Consider the following 19,876-nt stretch of genomic DNA (forward strand, 5'->3'; position numbering starts at 1 on the left):
CCGCCGAGGCCGGGGAACGGTGGGGTGAATTTACAGAATCTTGAGCACGACCAGGGAAATATCATCCTGAAATGTTTCCGAAGCGGTGAAGTCCCTGACCGCCGCGTAGAACGCATCGATAATCTCCCTGGCCGGCAGGTGCCGCAGCGTGCCCAGGAGAGAGCATACCCGCCCGGTCCCGAACAGTTCGTCACGTTCGTTGCGCGCCTCGGTCAGGCCGTCCGTATAGAAAAGCAGTACATCCCCCGCCTTAAGCTCGAAACTGCGCTCCTCGAATATCACCGAGGTCTTGACGCCGAGGATCAAGCCTTCCGCGTCCAACTCGACACATGAATACTCGCCGTCACGGCTGATCATGGGGCGGTTGTGGCCGGCATTGGCGAAGGAAAGGCGGCCGGTGGCGGAGTTGTACTTGGCGTAGAACATGGTGATGAATAATTCGGAGCGGGTCAGATCGTCGTAAAGCTGGCTGTTGAGGATTTGCAGGATGGCGCTGGCACTGTGGGCAGAATTGACCTGGGCACGCAACAGGGTGCGTACCTCGGCCATGATCAGGGCCGCGCCGACGCTGTGCCCGGAAACGTCGGCGATCAAGAGGTCGATGGTGTGATCGTCGCGCTTGAAAAAATCGTAATAATCGCCCCCCACATGGGCGGCCGAGATGCAGCGACCCGCCATGTCGATCCCGAACGTCTCTGGGGCGGCGTCGGGCAGGAGGGATATCTGGATCTGTTGGGCGATCTCCATGTCCCGCGTGACCCGCGCGTTTTTCAGGAGCGCCAGTTCCTTCTCATTCCGCTCCCGCTCCTTGGCCTCCATCTCGCGGACAATGGTGACCGCCTGGGCCAGTTGGCCCGCCAGGCTGCACAACAGGCCGATAAACTCTTCGGTGAAAATGCCGGTGATCGATTTGGAAAAAACCGATAAGACCCCCAGGGATGGTTCGCCCTCGCGGAAGATGGGGAGATAGGCGCAGGAAACGATTCCCTCCCCAATAGTCTGCTCCAGGTTGACGGTTCCCCCGATCTGGCTGGTGTCGTTGACGAAGTGCGGCTTGCGGTCCAGAAGCGCCATATCCCAGTAGGGAGCGCTCTCCATGAACCAGTGCTGCGGGGCCATGGGGCGCCGGTTGCTCCCCTGATAGCTCTTGACCGTCAGGGTGCCGTTGCCGTTGCGCAGTTGGATGAGGGCCACATCCAGCTTGAATTCCTTCAGCAGCAGGTTGAGCAGGTCGTCCATGATGATCTGGAGGTCAAGGGTACGATTGATGATCTCGGACGCCTTCAGGCGGACGTAGAGAGCTTCGCGGCTCTGGTCGAGGGAGGTGCGCACGGAGCTGAAGATGTCGTAGACCGATTCCATGCGTGACCCCATGTCGGAAAGGAAGCTGTCCACAATGGCCCCGGCTGCGGCCGCGCCGACCGACCCGGCCAGGGTTTTCTCGGTGAACCGTTTCAGGTTGGGAAGTTCGAACTCGGGAACATTGCCGTCCGCATCCATCTCCCGGTCGCCCAAGTGGCTGCTGATGGCATGGTGCGCATCCGCCTCTCCGATGAACTTGGCCATCAGATTGACGAACTGGCCGATGGTAACCGGCTTGGAAAGACGCTTGGTCTCTGCCGGATGGTAGGCGCGCTCCTGCTCGTAGCTGCCGATGAAGCGCCGGACCTGCTCGCGCTCCGGCTCGTCCTGGCGCAACAGGATCGAACAGAAGATATACGCGCCCACATTGAATAACATGCTCCAGAACAGGGAGTGGCTCCACAGGTCCATGTTGCTGAGGCCGAACAGTTCGGTCGGCTTGAGGAGTCCGATGCCGAAAGGACCTTTTGTGAGTAGTTCCATCCCGAGCCAGCCGGATTTGCTGAACGAAGGGAGCAGCAGAGTATAGCCCCAGGTCAAAAAACCGAACAGGATGCCGGTTATGGCGCCGGTTTTGTTGCCGCGCCTCCAATAGAGGCCCCCCAGCATGGCCGGCAGGAACTGGCAGGCGGCCGAGAAGGAGATCAGCCCCATATTGACCAGCATGTAGGAGTCGCCCACGATCCGGTAGTAGAAATATCCCAGGAAGATCACCAGGAAGATGCCGAGCCGTTTCAGGTTAATCAGCAGATAAGGGAACCAGGGTTGGGGGGTGAAGCGGACGATGACCGGCATGAAGATGTTGTTGAGCAGCATGGTGGATATGGCGACCGATTCAACCATCACCATCCCGGCGGCGGCCGACACCCCTCCCAGAAAGGCCAGCAGGGCGATGGTGCCGTGTCCGCTCAAGAGTGGGACGTTGATGACGAAAAAATCGGCCCCGGTGCTGTTGCCGGTGGTCAGGATGCCGCCCAGGGCAATCGGCATGACGAACAGGTTGATCAGGAAAAGGTAGGTGGGAAAGAGCCACATGGCCTTGGTGATATGACTTTCGTCCGAGTTTTCGATCACCATGACATGGAATTGGCGCGGCAGGAGCATGATGGCTGCCATGGACATGAAGAGCATGGTGAAGGAGGGGATGTATCCCGGGTCGTTGCTGGCGCCGCCAAAGGTGAAAAGTCGCTCGAACAGTTCGGGCCGGGCGGCATGGAAACGGGTGAATATATCGCCGAAACCGTCAAAGAGGTAATAGGTGACAAAGATGCCCACCCCGAGCAGGCTGACCAGTTTGACCAGCGATTCAAAGGCCACGGCGGCGATCAGCCCCTCGTGGCGCTCGCTCGATGCCAGCCTGCGAGCTCCGAAGATGATGCTGAAGATCGACAGGATCAGGGCCAGCAAAAGGCCGGTCGGCACCGACAATTCGCCTCCGCCGTGGGGAATGTGGATGCTGTTGGCCCGGAATCCGCCGATCAGGTAGAAACTGGTGGAAACCGCCTTTATTTGCAGGGCGATATAGGGCATGATGCCCAAGGTGGAGATCAGGGTCACCAGGGCGCCCAGCCAGAGCGACTTGCCGTAGCGCAGGCTGATGAAGTCGGCGATGGAGGTGATGTTGTTCTCCTTGCTGATCTGGACGATGCGGCGCAGCAGGAAAAACCAGGAAAAGGCGGTAAGCGACGGCCCGACATAGATCATCAGGAAGTCCAGGCCGGTGGTGGCCGCCTTGCCGACGCTGCCGTAGAAGGTCCACGACGTGCAGTAGACCGCAATGGACAGGGAGTAGACGTAGGGATTGCCGACGATGCTCCGGCCGATCTCCTTGCGGCGGTGGGCATACCAGGCGATCAGGAAGATCAGTACGGTGTAGAGGGCCGATATGATTGCCGCATGGGCAAAGCCGGAGCTCACGGTTGTTTGTTCTCCGGTGATTTAGCGGCGGTCGGATTGCTGACTGCCAGGGTGAAGAGATAGATTATGAATATGGATGCAGCCCAGCCGAGATAGAAATAGAGAAACATGAACGGGTAACCGAAGATGGTGCCCGGCTTGTTGAAGATGTGCAAAAAGGGAAAGTTCATCATGATGAAGCCCACCACGAAGAAGATGACCCATGATTCCCGGAACTGGAGTCGGCGCAGGAGCTTGTGGTGCAGTTTCTTCGTCATGGCGCTAGCCTCGCATAGATCGGGCTGGTGAGGGCCTCGGGCGCAGCGGCCGTGGCAACGTTTACCACGAGCCCTTCCGATTCATCGGGCGGTTGGAAGGTGTCGCGTTGCAATTCGAAAATCTCCAGGCGTCCGTCGGAGATGTTCTCGCCGGCAGCTTCCCGTTCGACCAGGCGGCGGCGATGTTCCGTCACCGGGCAGACGCAGTGCAACACGACGCAACGGACTGCCAGCCTTTCGGCCAGTTGGCTGAAGGGGCGGCGCCGACTGCGGCTGATGAAACAGGCATCGATGATGACGGAGCGTCCCATGGCGAGCTCGGTTTCCGCCAGGCGCAGCAATTCGGCATAGGTGGCCTCGCTGGCTGCGGCCGAGTAAAGCCCGGTCTCGAACGGCACGCGTATGGCCGTGTCCGGCGGCAGGGCCGCCAGCTGTTTGCGAACCCTGTCCGAATTGTAGGTTGCAATACCGAGCTCAAAGGCCAGTTGTGCCGCCAGTGTGCTTTTGCCACTCCCCGTGAGACCGCAGGTGATGAAAAGTGTGGCTTTCTGGCGCTGCCGCTCGATGTAACCGCGCGCCAGCCGGAAATATCCGGCCGCCCTTGCTCCGGCGCGTTCCTGCTCCTGCGGATCTATGCCGCTGTCGTTCTGGCGGAAACTTTCCACCTTGCCCCGAACAAAGGCGCGGTACAGCTTGTAGAAATCGACCAGTTCCGGGAGGCCGGCATCACCCGAGGCGGCCAGATATTCGTCGAGCACCGCCTCTGCCAGATCGTGACGACGGTGATAGTCAAGGTCCATGAGGAGAAAGGCGATATCGGCGGCAGTGTCGCAGTAGCGGAAGCGCTCGTTGAACTCGATACAGTCGAAGATGTAAATTCTGCCGTTGGTCAGGCAGATGTTCTCCAAGTGGATGTCTCCGTCGCATTCCCGGATGAACCCTTGGGCTATCCGCTTTTCAAAAAGCTCCGCCCGGTTTTCGACAAATGAGGATACCCATTCCCGGATCACCTCCAACTCATCGGATGAGAGCGGCGTCCGGGGGCTGTCTGCTGCGCTCTGGGCGAAGTTTTCCTGCCAATTTGCCATGATCCGTTCCCGACGGCCATATTCGCTGATGGCGGGCGAGGTGGCGGCGGCGAGGTGGAAGTCGGCGATGACCTTGGCCACCGCTCGCATGTCGGCGGCGGTTACCTCTCCCCGGGCCACCAGTTGGTCGAGCATCCGTCCTGCCGGGAGCCGCCTCATCTTGACGGCATAATCGATGATCGGGCCGTCCCCGAAAAATGCGGCTCCGCCGGGAGCCTCCCGCACTTCGACGACCCCCAGGTAGATATCCGGGCAGAGACGGCTGTTGAGCCGTACCTCTTCATGGCAGTAAAACCGGCGCCGATCAATGGTCGAGAAATTGAGAAACCCAAAATCAACGGGCTTTTTGATCTTGTAGGCCGTGTCGCCCGCCAGGAATATCCAGGAAACGTGCGTCTGAATCAGCTCAACGACGCCGACCGCCTCTGGGTATGCGCTGGATTTTAATAATGATTTTAGTATATTGCGTTGCATAAGGGTATCTCTCTTAGATAAGAATACTACCATTAAAACAACGCTTCCGCAAGCAACTGGCCGGTCTGATATTCATTTGACGGTGATTAGGTTTCATGCTAGGTTTTATCACACTTTTCAACAACGAGGAACGCCGCTGTGAAGCCCTGTTTTCTATTGATAGCACTGTCCGCCATTCTGCTCTCCTCCTGCGCGACAACCGGTTCCCCGACGCGTGTCGATCCCTCGCCGTCCCGCTTGGCATACGGCAACCAGTCCCGGGCCCTGTATCTCTATTCCCGGGCTCGTTTGTCGGCCTACGACGGTGATTTCCCCACCGCCCTGTCCATTCTGAGGGATGCCCTTGAGTTGGACCCGGCATCCCCCTTTCTCAACAACGCCGTTGCCGAGGTCAAGCTGAAGATCGGGCAGGCACAAGAGGCCATGGAATACTTCGACAAGGCCATCAAGCTCGACCCGACCTATCGTGAGCCCTATATTATGGCCGGGTCGACCCTGTCGTCCATCGGCAAGGACCGGGAAGCACTCGATTATCTGCGCAAGGCGGTCCAGCTCGACCCTTCCCGGGAGGACGCTTATCTGCACCTGTCCCTAGCCCTGTCGCGGCTCAACGAGTACGAAGAGACCGTCACCACGCTCAAGTCGCTGATCAAGGTCAATCCCGACTCCATGCTGGGGTACTACTATCTCGGCAGGGCCTACAGCCAGATGAAGTTGTACCGCGAAGCGGTGGGATACTTTCAGAAAGCCCTCGAATTGCGGCCCGAGTTCGAACAGGCCGCCCTTGACATGGCCGCTTCCTATGAAGCCCTGGGGGACTATCCCCAGGCGATCGAGATCTATAAGAACATTCTCGATGACGACGACAGCAAGGTCCCGGTCCTGCAGCGCCTGATACAGCTTCTTATTCAACAGCGCCGCTTCGAGGATGCCCTTGACCTCCTGAAACGGGCAGCGGATTCCGGACTTTCCGGCCCGGAAACCATGCGCAAGATCGGGCTGCTCCATCTTGAACTGGAACAGTATGATGACGCCATCAAGGTATTCAACGATATGCTCGAAAAGGATTCGAGCGCCGATCAGATCCGTTTCTATCTGGGGATGGCCTATGAGGAGAAGGGCGATATCGACCGGGCTTATGCCGAATACACCAAGATACCCCACGCTTCGACCGCCTACCTGGATGCCATCGGGCATATCGCCTTTATCCTCAAGGAAAAGGGCAAGACCGCCCAGGCAGTGGGGATGCTCAAGGATGCCATTGCCGGCAATCCGGGCCAACTCGACCTCTATCTCAATCTTTCAACGCTCTACGAGTCGCTCGGCAAGGTCGATGACGCCCTGTCCCTGGTGCTGGGCGCGGAAAAGGAATTCCCGAACGAACCTCGCCTGTTTTTCCGCATCGGCGTTCTTTACGACAAGCAGGGCAAAAAGAACGAATCCATCGAACAGATGAAAAAAGTGCTCGCCATCAATCCCAAGGATTCCCAGGCGCTCAATTTTCTGGGCTACACCTATGCAGAGTTGGGCATCAACCTGGAACAGGCGTTGGAATACCTCAAGCAGGCCGTTGCCATCCGCCCCAATGATGGGTTTTTCCTGGACAGTCTCGGCTGGGTGTACTTCAAGATGAAAAAGTTCGATGAAGCCGTGAAATATCTGGAGGAGGCCAACCGTCAGGTTGAGGAAGACTCCACCATTGCCGAACACCTGGGGGACGCCTATTATGCCAAGCGGGAGTACCACAAGGCGTTGAAGCTTTACAAACGTGCGCTGAAGATCGAACCGGAACGCAAGGATCTGGCGGACAAGCTGCGCAAGCTCAAAGGGGAGCCGGGTGATCGATGAGCACGGTGCGCCGTTTCAGGCTGCTCTTCCCGGCCCTTTTTCTTTTCGTTTCCGCATGTACCCAAGCGCCGGCGCCCCCCCGGGGAGGCGCCGGCGTTGTAAAACCCGCCTATGGCGATGCCCTGGTGGAAGGGACCATCGGTGACGCCTCCACCCTGATCCCGCTCCTGGCAACCGATAGCTCATCCCATGCCGTGGCCGGGCAGATCTACAACGGCTTGGTCAAATACGACAAAAACCTTAAGATTATCGGCGACCTGGCACAATCCTTCGCCATCTCTCCGGATGGGCTCACCATTACCTTTCACCTGCACAGGGGGGTGAAATGGCACGACGGCGCACCCTTTACCTCCCGCGACGTGCTCTACACCTACCGTGTCGTCATCGACCCCAAGACCCCCACCGCCTATGCCGAGGATTTCAAGCAGGTCAAGGGCATTGCCGCGCCCGACGATTATACCGTCAAGGTGACCTACGGGGCTCCCTTTGCGCCGGCCCTGGCCTCGTGGGGGACCGCCATTTTGCCGGCGCACCTTCTGGATGGGAAGGACATCACCAAGAGTCCCCTGGCTCGCGCGCCGATCGGCACCGGCCCGTACCGCTTCAAGGAGTGGGTCGCCGGCCAGAAGATCTTGTTGGAATCCAACCACGACTACTTCGAAGGCAGGCCCTGGATCGACCGTTACATCTACCGTATCATCCCCGATACCTCCACCATGTACATGGAACTCAAGGCCGGCGCCATCGACATGATGGGGCTGACGCCGGTGCAGTATGCCCGCCAGACCACCGGGACCCGGTTCACGTCGCTGTTCAACAAGTACCGTTATCCCTCATCCAGTTATGTCTATATGGGCTACAACCTGCGCCATCCGCTTTTTCGGGACAAGCGCATCCGGCAAGCCCTGACCGCTGCCATCGACAAGGATGAGTTGATCCACGGCGTGCTGTTCGGCATGGGCCAGAAGGCGGTGGGGCCGATTCCTCCCGGCCGCTGGGCCTACAACCCCAATGTCAAGGATATCGCTTATGATCCCAAACATGCGGCCGAACTCCTGGCCCAGGCCGGGTGGCGGGAGAAAAACAGCGACGGCATCCTGATGAAGGACGGCAAACCGTTCAGTTTCACCATCCTGACCAACCAGGGGAACCAGCAACGCCTGCTGACGGCCCAGATCATTCAGCAACGGCTCAGGTATGTGGGGATCGACGTGAAGATCCGTATCGTGGAATGGGCCACGTTCCTCAAGGAGTTCGTGGACAAGGGAAACTTCGAGGTGGTCATGCTGGGATGGACCACCACGCCGGACCCGGACATGTACGATGTCTGGCACTCCAGCAAGACCAATCCCGGCGAACTGAACTTTGTCGGCTTCAAGAACGCCGAGGTGGACCGCCTGCTGGTGGAGGGGCGCAGCACCTTTGACATGGAAAAACGCAAGAAGGCCTATTTCCGTATCCAGGAGATCATGGCCGACGAGCAGCCCTATACCTTCCTCTACGTGCCCGATGCCCTGCCGGTGGTCAGTGCCCGCATCCGCGGCGTAGAAACAGCCCCGGCCGGTATCGGCTACAATCAGATCAAGTGGTACGTGCCCAAGGCGGAGCAGGTATACTGATATGACACGTTATCTCATGAAACGCATCCTGATGTTGATCCCGCTCATGGTCGGCATAACCCTCATCACCTTCTCGGTCGTCCATCTGGCGCCGGGCGAGCCGGTGGAGATGCAGATGGCCATGAACCCCAAGGTGGGCAAGGAGGCCCGGGAGCGGTTGCGCAAGTTCTACGGCCTGGATAAGCCGCTAGCCGAACAGTATGTCACCTGGGTCGGCAAGCTGGCGCGGCTGGACCTGGGGCGCTCCTTTTCCTCGGACAACCGACCGGTCAGGGACAAGATCGCGGAACGCCTCCCCATTACCCTTGCCCTCAACATCATCGCCCTGGTGATGGAATTCGGCCTGGCGATCCCCATCGGCATCCTGGCCGCCACCCACCGGGATACCTGGCTGGACAAGGGGATCACGGTCTTTGTTTTCGTCGGTTTTGCCGTGCCGACCTTCTGGCTGGCGCTGCTTCTGATGTACCTGTTCGGCGTCAAGCTGAATTGGCTTCCCATCTCGGGGCTGCATACCCTGGGGAGCGACAGTTACGGCCTGCTGCGTTATGTGGGGGATATGGCCAAACACCTCTGTATGCCGATCCTGGTGGCCTCATTCGGCAGTCTGGCCGGTCTTTCCCGGTACATGCGCTCATCCATGCTGAACGTGATCGGCCAGGACTACATCACCACCGCCCGGGCCAAGGGGCTTTCCGAACGGGTCGTGATTTACAAGCACGCCCTGCGCAACGCCCTTCTGCCTCTGATCACCCAGACAGGCCTGGCCATTCCCGGGCTGATCGGCGGGAGCGTCATCTTCGAGACCATCTACGCCATTCCCGGCATGGGACAGCTCTTCTACCAGGCGGTCATGGCCCGCGACTATCCGGTGGTGATGGGGATCGTGATCATCGGCGCGCTGCTGACCCTGATCGGCAATCTGGTGGCCGATGTGTGCTATGCCCTGGCCGACCCGCGTATCAGGGAGGGGAGGGGCGTGCAGTGATCGGACAATATTCCTATTTCCGTGCCGTGTTCTGGCCCCGTCTGGCGCGCAACAGGTTTGCCGTGGCCGGCGCGATCGTGGTGCTGCTGATGCTGGCGGTCGCGCTGCTGGCACCCCTGATTGTCCATTTCGGCCCCAATGAGATCAATGCCAGGGAGGTTCTGGACCCCCCATCCCTGCGGCACTGGTTCGGTACCGACGACCTGGGGCGCGATGTCTTCAGCCGGATCGTCTACGGGGCGCGAATCTCCCTGCTGGTCGGCTTTGCGGCGGCCGGGATCGCCGTCTTGATCGGCACGGTGCTGGGGCTCGTGGCCGGGTTCTACGGCGGCTGGATCGACAATATCCTCATGCGGGTCGTTGACATCATGTTTTGTTTTCCGACCTTTTTCCTAATCCTGGCGGTCATTACCTTTCTGCGCCCCTCCATCTGGTACATCATGATCGTCATCGGCCTGACCGGCTGGATGGGGGTGGCCCGGCTGGTGCGGGCCGAGACCCTTTCCATTCGCGAGATGGACTACATTATGGCCGCACGTTGCATCGGCTGCTCCGACAGGCGCATCATCTTCCGCCACATCCTGCCCAATGCCGTCTCGCCGGCCCTGGTGGCCGCCACCCTGGGCATCGCGGGCGCCATATTGACCGAGTCGGCCCTCTCGTTCCTCGGCATCGGCGTCCAGCCGCCGACCCCCAGCTGGGGCAACATCCTCACATCCGGCAAGGATTACATCGAATTCGCCTGGTGGCTCTCCCTCTTTCCCGGCCTGGCGATCCTGGTGACGGTTCTGGCCTACAACCTGTTGGGCGAGGGGGTCAGGGACGCCCTGGACCCCCGTATCAAACGTTGATCCACGGCTTCGTCCCCCCCAAAAGACCATCGCCACGCCGGTGAACAAGGGCCGTGGACTACGACATGCTGCATATGTCAATCAGGGCTTCCATGAAATTGGTGGTGGTCAAAAGCCCCACCAGATCGCCATTCTTGTCGGTCACGCACAGTCCGTAGAGTTTTTTGTCGTGGACCAACTGTGCGGCCTGACAGAGGGGGGCATCGGGTTGGATGGTGTAGGGGGTCGGGTTCATGGCGTCCCTGACCGTGGCTTTGGAGAGCACGTAGTGCACCTCCCAGGTATCCAGAGGGGTTGACTTGCCGGGTGCGTATTCCTTGATCATCCGGTCGGTGATCAGGCCGCAGAATTTGCCCTTGCAGGTAACCGGCAGGCGGCGAATGTCCTTTTCCTTCAGCAGGTGAATCGCCTCGATGATGGAAGCGCTTTCCTCGATGGTGATCGGGTTGTGAGTCATCCATTGTTCGACGGTTTGCATGGCGTTTCCTTTCATGCCCCGCCCCGGCCATCGATCTGCCGAAGCCACGGCATCCCATGGATGGTGGAGCGATTTTATCGGTTACATCCCCAAAAATGCCTTTTTTACGTGTTCGTTGCTGAGCAGATCGTTTCCTTCGCCGGTCAGGACGACCCGGCCGGTTTCCAGGACATAGGCGCGGTGGGCGATCTTCAGGGACTGGAAGACGTTCTGCTCCACCAACAGGATGGTGACTCCCTGCCGGTTGATCTCCTGAATGATTTCAAAGATGATCTTGACGAACAACGGCGAAAGGCCCAGAGACGGCTCGTCCATCAGCAACAGTTTCGGGTTGGCCATCAGGCCGCGGGCTATGGCCAGCATCTGCTGCTCGCCCCCCGACATGGTGCCTCCCAACTGCTTCTCGCGTTCCTTCAGGCGGGGAAACATGCCGAACACCCGCTCCACGTTCGCTTCGCGCGCTTTTCTGGCGCTCTTGATATACGATCCCATGCGCAGGTTTTCCAGGACCGTCATTTCGGGAAAAATCTTCCGCCCTTCGGGAACCTGGACGATGCCCCGTTCCACCACCTGATGGGATTCGAGCTTTTCAATATCCTCTCCCTGGAAGGTGATGCTGCCGGAGGTTGGCTTCACCAGGCGGGAGATATTCTTGAGGGTGGTTGATTTACCGGCGCCGTTGGCGCCGACCACGGTGACGATCTCTCCCTCATGGACCTCCAGGTTGATGTCCCAGAGGACCTTCAGGTCGCCGTAGCTGAAGTTGAGTTTGTCGATGGTGAGCATGAGGACCTCTTTTTAAAGTCTGCCACAGAGACACGGAGACACGGCGGGAGGAAGGCAAACGGAGAACAACGACTCATTTCCCGGTTTACCTCAAAAATGTTTTGTTTTTCTCTGTGAACCTCTGTGTCTCCGTGACTCTGTGGCAGATGTTTGTTGTTTTGTTACTACTCGCTGCCCAGATACGCCGCAACCACATCTGGGTTGCTGACGATCTCCTGGGGCGATCCCTCCGCCAGTTTTTCGCCAGAGTTCAAGACGACGATCCGGTCGGAGATGCGCATGATGGTCTTCATGTCGTGCTCGATAACCATCTGGGTGATGCCCAACCCCTTGATCGCGAGGATCAGTTGAATGATATCCTCACTTTCTGCCGGATTGAGGCCGCCCATGACCTCGTCCAGGAGCAGCAGTTTGGGCTGTGTCGCCAGGACGCGGGCCACCTCCAGCTTTTTGCGCTCGCCGATGGGCAGACCGCCGGCCAGGAAGCCGGAGCGATGCTCCAGGCCCACCACCTTGAGCTGTTCCATGGCCATGTCTCGGGCGTTTTTCAATGAGCCGGTCCGACAGAGGGCGCCAACCATGACGTTGTCCACGACGCTCATATTGGCCAGCGGCCGCACCTTCTGCCACGTCCGGGCCATGCCCAGCTTGCAGACCTTGTCCGGCTGGAGGCCGTGCATGCTGCGGCCATCAAAGACCACATCCCCCTTGGAGGGGGGATAGTAGCCGGTGATACAGTTGAACAGCGTGGTTTTTCCTGCGCCGTTGGGCCCGATCAAGCCCATGATCATCCCGTGCTGTATCTCGAAGGAAACGTCGGAGTTGGCCGACAGGCCGCCGAAGAACTTGCTGACGTGTTTGATTTCAAGTATGGCCATCAGACAGCCTCCTTCCGTTTTCTGGCCGCCAATGCCTTGGCGAATCCCAATACGCCGTCGGGCATGAAGAGGATCACCACCACCACCAGAACCCCGTAGATCAGGACGTGGGCATGGGACAGGTTTTCGGTCAGGAAGCTGCCGAACGCCGAGTCGGCTTTGACGATACCCGAATTTATCAGGGATTCGCCGATCATGTTGCTGCGCAGTGCCTCCGAGAGCGGCACCAGCACCAGAGCCCCGATCACCGGTCCGAAGATGGTGCCGATGCCGCCGATGATGCAGATCAGGACGATCTGCACCGATAGGTCCAGCGCCAGTACCGTGGAGGGATCGATAAAACCGACGTAGACGGCGTAGAGGCTTCCGGCCAGCGAAGTCAGCACCGCCGATAGGGAGAGGGCGACGTTTTTGTAGAAGGTGAGGCTGATACCCAAGGAGTGGGCTGCATCCTGATCTTCGCGGATGGCCTGAAAATAGTATCCGAGCTTCGAGTTCTGCAGCAGCCAGGTAACCAGGATGACGAGCAGGACGAATACCAGGCCGGCGTAGTAGAACGGCACCTTGGAGGAAAAGTCGGTGATGAGAGTCCCACCGATTTTCAGCGGCGGTATCTCCGTGGTCAGGATGCCTTCTGCGCCGTTGGTAACGTTTTTCAGGTTCAGGGCCGATACCCGGAATATTTCGGCCACAGCGATGGAAGCCAGGACAAAGTACGGCCCCCGCAAGCGAAAACAGATGCTGCCGATGATCAACGCAACCACCAGGGCTGCGACCATGCCGCACCAGATGCCGAGCCAAGGCGGGACTTGACGGAACTGCATCAACATCATGGTGGTGTAGGCCCCCATGCCGAAATAGGCAGAGTGGCCGACCGAATATTGGCCGGTGTAGCCCCCCAGGAGATTCCAGCTTGACCCCATAACGATGCTGATGAAGATCAGGATCATGATATGCAAGGCATAGGTGTTCTCGACAAAGCGGGGAAAGAGGAAGAGCAGGACAACCACCAGCAGACCCGCTATGGCTGGCAGTGCACCGATTCCCGTGGTGTTTTTCAAGAGTGGTTTCATGGTCGTATCGGCCCCCGTCACGTGTTGGATTTGCCCATCAGACCGGAGGGCTTGAACAGCAGCACCAGCAGGAACAGCACGAACACCACCACCTCTTTCCAGCCGGAGCCGAAGTAGACCCCCCCGATGGACTCGGCCACGCCGATCAGGATGCCCCCCAGGGTGGCGCCGACAATGCTTCCCATGCCTCCCAGGACCGTTATGACGAAGGCCTTGAGGGTAAAGGTGCTTCCCACCTGGGGGAAGATGTAGTAGGTCGGCGAGATCAGGGCGCCGGCGGTGCCTGCCAGAGAGGCGCCGAGGCCGAAGGCGATGATGGACATGCGCTTGACGTTGATCCCCATCAATTGGGCCGCTTCCCGGTCCTGGGCCGTGGCCCGGATGGCCTGGCCGGTATCGGTCTTCAGCAGGAACCAGTACAGGACGGCCGTGATGCCTGCCGTGATGGCAAAGGAGATCAACAGCGGGGTGGAGATGGATATGCCCAGAATATCGAAACTGCTGGAGGAGTAGTCGGTGGAAAGGATCTTGTAGTCCGACGTGAAGGCCAGCATGATGCCGTTACTCATGATCAGCCCCATGCCGATGGTCAACAGTATCTGATTCTGGGGCAGGGAGCCGAGAATACGGTTGATGAATACCTTTTGCAGGAAGCCGCCGTAGAGGAACATGAGCGGCATGGTTATGACAATCGAGATGAATGGATCGATATTGAACAGGGTGAACAGGTAGAAGGTCCCGTACATGCCGACCATCAACAGGTCGCCGTGGGCGAAGTTGATCACCCGCATGACGCCGAAGATAATGGTCAGGCCGATACCGATCAGGGCGTAGACGCCGCCGATCAGGATGCCGCTGATCAGTGATTGCAGGAAGATGGTCATGGGCGCGTCTCCGAATAGGTGGAGGGGCGGTGAAAACCCGCCCCTTACGGATTGTTCAAGCCGCTACTTCCAGCCGGGGAACGGGTAGACCGGCTTCTTGGAAACATACTTGGGCGGATAGACCGTCTGGTGTACCCCGTTCTGGATCTGTTCCACCAGCATCTGGTGTTTGTTCTGGTTGGTGTAGCCCTCGTAATCAGCGAATTTTACCTCACCCATGATGCCGTTCCACTTGCCGCTCTTCAACTCGGAGCGGATCTTTTCCCGGTTGCCGCCGGCCTTGGCTGCGGTTTCGGCCATGATCATCATCGACTCGTAGGCGGTCGCGGCGTGGTAGGTCGGCTCCTTGCCGAACTTGGTGATGTAACGCTTATTGAATTCCTTGGCTCCCGGCCAGTTTACGTCGCCGGTCCATTGGGTGCTGGAGAAGACGTTGCTGGAGATGGCCTTTTCCTTGGCGAACGACACGGTGGCGAAGCCTGCCCCTGCGCCGAGGAATGCCTGCGGCGTGATGCCGATCTCCCTTGATTGGCGCATGAGCAGGATGGCGTCGGCCACGTAGGAAACCATGAACACCAGGTCAGGCTTTTTCGATTTGATCTTGGTCAGCGTGGAGCGGTAGTCGGGGGAACCCGGCGCATAGGCCTCTTCGGCCACGACCCTGATACCTTTTTTGCCGGCATAATCCTTGGCTGACTTGGCTCCCGATGTGCCGAAATCGGTGTTTTCATTGATGATAGCGATGGTTTTTGGCCTGCCCAGGCTGGTCGCCATGTCGAGCAGGATGGTTGCATAATCGTAGGTGGTGGCGCTCAAGCGGAAGGTCCACTTCAGATTCTGCCGGGTGATCTCCTCTTTCGACGCAACCGGGATGAGCAGGGGGGTCTTGTACTTCTCGGCCAGTTTGGCTATGGCGTTGGCGCACTTGGAACTGTAGGGGCCGACGATGCCGGCTACCCTGTCGCGGGTGGCCATTTTTTCAAAGGCGGCCATGGACTTCTCCGGCTTTCCGGTGTCGTCCTCCTTGACCAGTTCCACGTCGATCCCCTTTTTCTTCAAATCTTCCAAGGCCAGCGTAACGCCGTTTGTCAAGTTCTCTCCGATGGGTGCTTCGGGGCCGGTAATGGAGTTGACAAAACCGATTTTAACCTTGGCGGCCTGTGCCGCCACCGGCAATGCCAGGATCAGGGCCAGTGCTGTTGCCTGAATCTTTCCGAACATGGGTAACCTCCTTGTTGTAGTGGCCAAAATACGCGGCGCACGATTGTTTGTCTGTGAGCAATATTGTGTTCTATTTTTATGTAATCAGTATATCATATGAAAGGATGAATGCAATCTCCGGGTTGCATTGAAGGTTTTATTTTCATGGTCGGGTCTGCGAATGGGGAGAGCGGTAAAAATAAGCCCGATGGTGGATGTGATATTTTTCTCTTCATGCAGTACGCACGGGAGGGCGGGATCAGCGGGAACAGTGCTTTGCTGCACGGTATAGTCCGTCAGTGGTTCCCGGATGGACTGGAGCTTCTTGACGCAACATAGAGGCTTCAGTCGCAGCAATCCTGATTGTGTTTGTTTGATTACAATGATAATCTGAACCACCAAAGTGTTCTATTTTTTGCGAGGTGAGAGGTGCCGGGATGATGAAATGTGTTGGTGTCCGGATTTTATCCTTTATTCTCCCGCTGGTAGCCGCCGCGCCGGCCTTGGCGGGAATGCAGCTTTACCGGGGGACCATGGAGGCGGTGACCGCCCCCAGCAAATCCTGTGAAGGTGTTTTGGGAAAACACCCCGCGACTCTCGTTATAAACGAAGACGGCGTACAGGATGGCTTGAACGGTTACCTGGAAAGCGAAGGGGTTGTGGTCGGCAAGGTCGCCGGTCCTGATCTGGCACACCTGGGAATCGCCTATCCCGGACAGGCGGTCAGGGGAAACACCATCTCCCTGACCCGGTCCGGCGCCGCGCTTGCCGGAGAGCTTAACGGCGCCACTACGGTCAACCATTGCACCTTTGATCTCGGCCGCTTGGCGCTGGACCGCGTGGATGACGAGGGCAGCGCAAAAGCCGCCCACCAAAGGCTGGCCAACCTGTTTGCCGCCCAGGCCACCCTTTACCAGGCCTTTTCCCTGACCCAGAACGGCAGTTGCGAGGAGGCGCTGCCGCTCTTTGAAAAATCCCTCGGCCTGGCCGATTCGGTTTTCGGTCAGGGGTCCCCCCAGCTTACCCACTTCATCAGGGGGTTGTCCAACTGTTACGCCAAGCTCGGCCGCACCAAAGAATTCAACGCCCTCTACGACCAGCGGATCGGCACCATTTCCGACGAATCCCTCAAAGCGGGTCTCACCAAGCTTCGCATCAGCGCGCTGATGCAGGATGGGCGCATACTGCTCGCCCAAGCGGAGTATGAAGCGGCGCTGAAGGTACTGATGCAGGCGTATCAACTCAACCCCCAGAATAAGGACAGCATCCATACCGTCATGGCCGTATATATCCGCAGCAGCCGTTACAGCGAGGCGGTCGCCTTTCTCGAACAGGCTGCCGGCAAGTTGGAAGAGGCGGCCGACCGCAAGGAGATCAATGACATCATCGCCCTGGTGTATTTCAAAAAGGCGATGAAGGATGCCCAAAACGGCAAGGAGGGGGAATCCGAAGCTTCGTTACGCAAGTCGGTAGCCCTTGACCCCGGGAGTTCCCAGTACCTTGTGGCGCTGGCACGGATGCGTCACAAGGCCGGCCACTTCGACGAAGCGCAGAAAATGCTCAGCCAGGGACTGGAACGGATCACGGATGAACAGTCGCGCCAGGAGATCCTGGCGATGCAGGAAAAGCTCCGCCAGACCGAAATGATCATCAAGAAGCTTCAGTAGGCGGGGGGCCGATGGGATACCGTAATCTGCAGGAATGCGTCGCCGACCTGGAACGCTACGGCATGCTGCTGCGCATCAATGCGCCACTCGACCCGCGTCTCGAAATCGGGGCTGTCCAGCGGCGCGTCTACCGGGCCGGCGGGCCGGCGCTGCTCTTCACCAATCCGGTCAACTGCAGTTTTCCCCTGCTGGGCAACCTGTTCGGCACCCTGGAGCGTACCCGTTTCATCTTTCGCGACAGCCTGGCCGGCATCCGTCGCCTGGTTGACGCCAAGATCAATCCGTTTTCCCTGATCAAGCACCCGCTGGATGCCCTGAAGGCCCCCTTTGCGGCGTACCATCTCCTGCCCAAGACTGTCTCCCATGCGCCGGTGCTGGAGTGCCGCACCACCCTGTCCCGGCTGCCCCAGGTCGTCTCCTGGCCAAACGACGGCGGCGCCTTCATCACCCTGCCGCAGGTCTACACCGAGAGTCCGGCAACCCCCGGTTTCGGCTCGTCCAACCTGGGGATGTACCGGGTGCAGATCTCCGGCAACAGGTATCTCCCCGACCGGCAGGCCGGCCTGCACTACCAGATCCATCGCGGCATCGGGGCGTACCACGCCGAGGCCATCGAACGGGGCGACCTGTTGCGGGTGAACGTCTTTGTGGGGGGAGCCCCTTCCATGACCGTGGCTGCGGTCATGCCGCTGCCGGAAGGGATGCCGGAGCTTTCCTTTGCCGGACTGCTGGGCGGCCACCGTATTCCCATGGCCAATCTGCCGGGGCACCTGCCGGTCTCGGCAGAGGCCGATTTCTGCATCTGCGGCGTGGTCGATCCCAGGAAAACCCTGCCGGAAGGCCCCTTCGGCGACCATCTCGGCTACTACAGCCTGGCCCACGACTTCCCCTTCATCCAGGTTGAGGCGGTCTACCACCGTCGTGACGCCATCTGGCCCTTTACCACCGTTGGGCGTCCGCCCCAGGAAGACACCAGCTTCGGCGCCTTTATCCATGAATTGACCGGCCCCCTGATCCCCACCGTGGTCAACGGCGTCAGAGAGGTTCACGCCGTAGACGCCGCCGGCGTGCATCCGCTCCTGTTGGCCGTGGCCAGCGAACGGTATGTCCCCTATGCCCCGGAACGCCGTCCCCAGGAGCTCCTGACCATCGCCAATGCCATCCTCGGCCAGGGCCAACTCTCCCTGGCCAAATTCCTGTTCATCGCAGCCCATGAGGACGCCCCCGGCCTCCACACCCACGACATTGCCGCCTTTTTCCGCCATGTGCTGGAACGGGCCGACTGGCGCACCGATCTGCACTTTCAGACCGCCACCACCATCGACACCCTCGATTACAGCGGTAACGGCCTTAACGAAGGGTCCAAGGTGGTCATCGCCGCCGCCGGTCCAAAACGACGCGACTTGGCAACCGAGGCGCCGGCCGGCCTGGAACTGCCGCCCGGTTTCGGCCCCGCCGCGGTGTGCCTGCCCGGTATCCTGGCGATTCAGGGGCCACGATCGGAGCAGGTGAGGGGCGAGGGCGACCCGGCTCTGGAGGAATTCTGCCGCTTCTATGGCGAGCGGACCTGTTTCGACGGTTTCCCCTTGGTCGTGATCTGTGACGACAGCCCCTTCGCGGCGGCTACCCTCAACAATTTCCTTTGGGTGACCTTCACCCGCTCCAACCCGGCCACGGATCTCTACGGTATCGGCGCTTCGCTACGCGCAAAGCATTGGGGGTGCAGCGGGCCTTTGGTGATCGACGCCCGGGTGAAGCCGTTCCATGCCCCGGTACTAGAGGATGACCCCGAAGTTGAACGAAAGATTGAAGTATTGGGTGCTAATGGAGGACCGCTGAAAGGTTTTATTTAGATGCGTGATGTCGTGCTTCGTCATCATTTCCCGTCACCAATTTGCTCTCACTATTAGCGAGGTTGAATGCTCACACAACAAAAATCGAGAGGTTTTCTGATTGTCCACGGCTGGCATGGTTCCGGCCAAAATCACTGGCAGACCTGGCTGGCAAACCGCCTGGCGGCGGCAGGAGAATACGTTCGCTACCCGGTGCTGCCCGATTTTGATGCCCCCCGGCTGAATGAATGGCTGGCAACGCTTCACACGGAGCTGTCTCTGCTTGCAGACAAAGAGGAGCGGGTGGTGGTGTGTCATTCCCTCGGGGTGCTCTTGTGGCTGCACCATGCCGTAGCCCCCGCTTCGGTATCGGTGGACCGGTTGCTCCTGGTTGCCCCTCCCGGCCCGGCGCTGTGTGTGCCGGAGGTGGCGAGCTTCTTCCCGCCGCCGTTGGATGGGGCTGCTCTCAAACGGTCGGCCGCGGAGATACGCCTGGTATGCACGGACAACGATCCCTGCTGCCCGGAGCGGGCCGCCCTGTTTTACGGCCGCCCCCTGGATATCGAGACGGACATCATTGCCCCCGGGGCACAGCATATCAACGAGGCTGCGGGCTACGGCCCCTGGCCCGGGGTTGAGCAGTGGTGCCTCACCAACACGTTCCGGATGTAAGG

General features: G+C 59.2%; 16 protein-coding genes. 7 read left to right on the forward strand and 9 right to left on the reverse strand.

Going from position 1 to position 19,876, the window contains the following annotated elements:
- Positions 1-30: 30 nt before the first annotated feature.
- Genes ET418_RS00780 through ET418_RS00790 form a run of 3 tightly spaced genes read right to left on the reverse strand, consistent with a single transcriptional unit; the run spans position 31 to position 5,098 of the window.
- Entirely contained in the window at positions 31-3,279 is a 3,249-nt protein-coding gene (locus ET418_RS00780; RefSeq protein ID WP_149305670.1) for a SpoIIE family protein phosphatase, read from the reverse strand.
- Positions 3,276-3,536, reverse strand: coding sequence for a hypothetical protein (locus ET418_RS00785; RefSeq protein WP_149305671.1), 261 nt, complete (start codon positions 3,534-3,536; stop codon positions 3,276-3,278). Before ET418_RS00785 ends, ET418_RS00780 begins: the two co-directional genes overlap by 4 nt.
- Positions 3,533-5,098 (reverse strand): bifunctional aminoglycoside phosphotransferase/ATP-binding protein, encoded by a 1,566-nt coding sequence (locus ET418_RS00790; protein WP_149305672.1) that lies wholly within the window; start codon positions 5,096-5,098, stop codon positions 3,533-3,535. Before ET418_RS00790 ends, ET418_RS00785 begins: the two co-directional genes overlap by 4 nt.
- 138 nt (positions 5,099-5,236) lie before the next feature.
- Between ET418_RS00790 and ET418_RS00795 the strand changes: the two genes are divergently transcribed.
- The 4 genes from ET418_RS00795 to opp4C are packed head-to-tail and all read left to right on the forward strand — an operon-like array spanning position 5,237 to position 10,404.
- The gene (locus ET418_RS00795) at positions 5,237-6,946 is read left to right on the forward strand and encodes a tetratricopeptide repeat protein (RefSeq protein ID WP_246152887.1); all 1,710 of its coding nucleotides are present in this window, start codon (positions 5,237-5,239) and stop codon (positions 6,944-6,946) included.
- Positions 6,943-8,565 (forward strand): peptide-binding protein, encoded by a 1,623-nt coding sequence (locus tag ET418_RS00800; protein ID WP_149305673.1) that lies wholly within the window; start codon positions 6,943-6,945, stop codon positions 8,563-8,565. Before ET418_RS00795 ends, ET418_RS00800 begins: the two co-directional genes overlap by 4 nt.
- A gap of 1 nt (position 8,566) precedes the next feature.
- Positions 8,567-9,553 (forward strand): ABC transporter permease, encoded by a 987-nt coding sequence (locus ET418_RS00805; RefSeq protein WP_149305674.1) that lies wholly within the window; start codon positions 8,567-8,569, stop codon positions 9,551-9,553.
- Entirely contained in the window at positions 9,550-10,404 is an 855-nt protein-coding gene (gene opp4C / locus ET418_RS00810; protein ID WP_149305675.1) for an oligopeptide ABC transporter permease, read from the forward strand. Before ET418_RS00805 ends, opp4C begins: the two co-directional genes overlap by 4 nt.
- 58 nt (positions 10,405-10,462) lie before the next feature.
- On the opposite strand, the gene ET418_RS00815 is transcribed toward opp4C, so the two are convergent.
- From ET418_RS00815 to ET418_RS00840, 6 genes are all read right to left on the reverse strand, one after another.
- Positions 10,463-10,882 carry a CBS domain-containing protein gene (locus tag ET418_RS00815; protein WP_218043348.1) on the reverse strand — a complete coding sequence of 140 codons (420 nt, stop codon included), beginning with the start codon at positions 10,880-10,882 and terminating at the stop codon, positions 10,463-10,465.
- Between the two features lie 81 nt (positions 10,883-10,963).
- Positions 10,964-11,668, reverse strand: a complete 705-nt coding sequence (locus tag ET418_RS00820; RefSeq protein ID WP_149305677.1) for an ABC transporter ATP-binding protein — start codon at positions 11,666-11,668, stop codon at positions 10,964-10,966.
- A gap of 164 nt (positions 11,669-11,832) precedes the next feature.
- A complete protein-coding gene (locus ET418_RS00825) occupies positions 11,833-12,546 on the reverse strand; it encodes an ABC transporter ATP-binding protein (RefSeq protein ID WP_149305678.1) in 714 nt (237 codons plus the stop codon).
- Positions 12,546-13,619 (reverse strand): branched-chain amino acid ABC transporter permease, encoded by a 1,074-nt coding sequence (locus tag ET418_RS00830; RefSeq protein WP_149305679.1) that lies wholly within the window; start codon positions 13,617-13,619, stop codon positions 12,546-12,548. Before ET418_RS00830 ends, ET418_RS00825 begins: the two co-directional genes overlap by 1 nt.
- 17 nt (positions 13,620-13,636) lie before the next feature.
- A complete protein-coding gene (locus ET418_RS00835; protein ID WP_149305680.1) occupies positions 13,637-14,503 on the reverse strand; it encodes a branched-chain amino acid ABC transporter permease in 867 nt (288 codons plus the stop codon).
- 63 nt (positions 14,504-14,566) lie between these two features.
- Entirely contained in the window at positions 14,567-15,724 is a 1,158-nt protein-coding gene (locus tag ET418_RS00840) for an ABC transporter substrate-binding protein (RefSeq protein ID WP_149305681.1), read from the reverse strand.
- 416 nt (positions 15,725-16,140) lie between these two features.
- Between ET418_RS00840 and ET418_RS00845 the strand changes: the two genes are divergently transcribed.
- From ET418_RS00845 to ET418_RS00855, 3 genes are all read left to right on the forward strand, one after another.
- The gene (locus ET418_RS00845) at positions 16,141-17,370 is read left to right on the forward strand and encodes a tetratricopeptide repeat protein (RefSeq protein ID WP_149305682.1); all 1,230 of its coding nucleotides are present in this window, start codon (positions 16,141-16,143) and stop codon (positions 17,368-17,370) included.
- An 11-nt stretch (positions 17,371-17,381) separates the two neighbouring features.
- The gene (locus ET418_RS00850) at positions 17,382-19,223 is read left to right on the forward strand and encodes a UbiD family decarboxylase (protein WP_149305683.1); all 1,842 of its coding nucleotides are present in this window, start codon (positions 17,382-17,384) and stop codon (positions 19,221-19,223) included.
- Positions 19,224-19,289: 66 nt separating this feature from the next.
- Positions 19,290-19,874 (forward strand): RBBP9/YdeN family alpha/beta hydrolase, encoded by a 585-nt coding sequence (locus ET418_RS00855; protein ID WP_149305684.1) that lies wholly within the window; start codon positions 19,290-19,292, stop codon positions 19,872-19,874.
- Positions 19,875-19,876: the final 2 nt, after the last annotated feature.

The organism is Oryzomonas rubra (genome assembly GCF_008369015.1).
In the GTDB taxonomy this organism is placed as follows: Bacteria; Desulfobacterota; Desulfuromonadia; order Geobacterales; family Pseudopelobacteraceae; genus Oryzomonas; species Oryzomonas japonica.

Excerpts from the sequence above, each read along its gene's own strand:
- ET418_RS00785 (WP_149305671.1), bottom strand. The coding sequence starts at position 3,536 with ATGACGAAGAAACTGCACCACAAGCTCCTGCGCCGACTCCAGTTCCGG.
- ET418_RS00790 (WP_149305672.1), bottom strand. The coding sequence starts at position 5,098 with ATGCAACGCAATATACTAAAATCATTATTAAAATCCAGCGCATACCCA.
- ET418_RS00800 (WP_149305673.1), top strand. The coding sequence starts at position 6,943 with ATGAGCACGGTGCGCCGTTTCAGGCTGCTCTTCCCGGCCCTTTTTCTT.
- ET418_RS00805 (WP_149305674.1), top strand. The coding sequence starts at position 8,567 with ATGACACGTTATCTCATGAAACGCATCCTGATGTTGATCCCGCTCATG.
- ET418_RS00815 (WP_218043348.1), bottom strand. The coding sequence starts at position 10,882 with ATGCAAACCGTCGAACAATGGATGACTCACAACCCGATCACCATCGAG.
- ET418_RS00820 (WP_149305677.1), bottom strand. The coding sequence starts at position 11,668 with ATGCTCACCATCGACAAACTCAACTTCAGCTACGGCGACCTGAAGGTC.
- ET418_RS00825 (WP_149305678.1), bottom strand. The coding sequence starts at position 12,546 with ATGGCCATACTTGAAATCAAACACGTCAGCAAGTTCTTCGGCGGCCTG.
- ET418_RS00830 (WP_149305679.1), bottom strand. The coding sequence starts at position 13,619 with ATGAAACCACTCTTGAAAAACACCACGGGAATCGGTGCACTGCCAGCC.
- ET418_RS00835 (WP_149305680.1), bottom strand. The coding sequence starts at position 14,503 with ATGACCATCTTCCTGCAATCACTGATCAGCGGCATCCTGATCGGCGGC.
- ET418_RS00840 (WP_149305681.1), bottom strand. The coding sequence starts at position 15,724 with ATGTTCGGAAAGATTCAGGCAACAGCACTGGCCCTGATCCTGGCATTG.
- ET418_RS00845 (WP_149305682.1), top strand. The coding sequence starts at position 16,141 with ATGATGAAATGTGTTGGTGTCCGGATTTTATCCTTTATTCTCCCGCTG.
- ET418_RS00850 (WP_149305683.1), top strand. The coding sequence starts at position 17,382 with ATGGGATACCGTAATCTGCAGGAATGCGTCGCCGACCTGGAACGCTAC.
- ET418_RS00855 (WP_149305684.1), top strand. The coding sequence starts at position 19,290 with ATGCTCACACAACAAAAATCGAGAGGTTTTCTGATTGTCCACGGCTGG.